The organism is Mesorhizobium sp. M7A.F.Ca.CA.002.09.1.1, assembly GCF_003998555.1.
GTDB classification, from domain to species: domain Bacteria; phylum Pseudomonadota; class Alphaproteobacteria; order Rhizobiales; family Rhizobiaceae; genus Mesorhizobium; species Mesorhizobium ciceri.
Window position 1 is genome coordinate 1 of sequence record NZ_RZRR01001315.1, and the last position, 1,042, is coordinate 1,042.

3 protein-coding genes are annotated in these 1,042 nt (G+C 64.4%); all 3 read left to right on the forward strand.

The genetic code is table 11. The features are described 5' to 3' along the window. The coding region (locus EN994_RS32835; protein ID WP_127308220.1) for a phosphatase PAP2 family protein at positions 1-173 on the forward strand (173 nt) is incomplete at its 5' end. A 269-nt stretch (positions 174-442) separates the two neighbouring features. Next, positions 443-721, forward strand: a complete 279-nt coding sequence (locus EN994_RS32840; protein ID WP_063169634.1) for a helix-turn-helix transcriptional regulator — start codon at positions 443-445, stop codon at positions 719-721. A gap of 69 nt (positions 722-790) precedes the next feature. Next, positions 791-1,042: SulP family inorganic anion transporter (locus tag EN994_RS32845; protein ID WP_245465424.1), on the forward strand; the 252-nt coding region annotated here is incomplete at its 3' end.

Sequence of the window (1,042 nt, forward strand, 5' to 3'; positions counted from 1 at the left end):
TGCTGACGACGCTGCTGGTCGGCATCAGCCGCGTCTATCTCGGCGTCCACTGGCCGTCGGATGTGCTGGCCGGCTGGTGCGCCGGCTTCGTCTGGGCGATGCTGTGCTGGCTCGCTGCCCGGACGTGGCAGCGATGGCGTGGGCAGCACCCGGACGGCGAGACTGGAGACTAGATCAGCCGGTTGATCAGCCCGTGCCCGCAGCCGGCCAACAGGAAAACCGCCGACAGCAAGGCTGCCGATGTCATGAAAGTCTTGAAGATATTCAACCGCGTTACTCCCTGCCCAGATGGAAGACCTTAGCGCGCAATCCCGGGAAAGTATCTAAAAAATGGCCAGTCAGGCGCCGCTACTTACGTCTCAAACATTCATCCTAATGCTTGAAACATCAGAATGATGATATTATACCTTACTCCTGCAGACTCAGACGGGGATTCCGGCCGATGATCACTGCCGCGCAGATGCGCGCCGCAAGGGCGCTGGCCGGCATCGATCAGAAGACGCTCGCCGAGCGCGCCGGCGTTTCGCTTCCGACTATCCAGCGCATGGAGGCGAGCGATGGCGTGGTCAGGGGCGTGGTCGACACGCTGATGAAGGTCATCCAGGCCCTCGACGAGGCCGGGGTGGAGCTGATCGGCGAGAATCAGGCCAGCGAGCGCGGCGGCCGGGGCGTGCGCCTCAAGTCTGCCGTGCCGCCGGATCCCAAGGCTGAGCCGGCATAAAGTCGCGACGGCGACCGCCGACAGCCCTGCCGACGATCCCGCCGCCTTTCAGGGTGCGAAAGGCAGTCCATGGATCAGACGCAGCGGGCAGGGCATGAACCGGCCCCCAGATCGGCCCAAAGGTCGGCCCACCAGTCGGCAAAGCCGACATTTCCCGAATTGTTCACGCCAAAGCTCGTGACGGTCTGGCGCGAGGGCTACACCTTCGCCGACGCCAAGGCGGACGCCATTGCCGGGCTGACGGTGGCCATTGTCGCGCTGCCCTTGTCGATGGCCATCGCGATCGCCTCGGGAGTCACGCCCGAGCGCGGCCTCTACACC

What these genes read in the sequence shown, in the direction of transcription:
- EN994_RS32840 (WP_063169634.1), top strand. Translation starts at nt 443, where the DNA reads ATGATCACTGCCGCGCAGATGCGCGCCGCAAGGGCGCTGGCCGGCATC.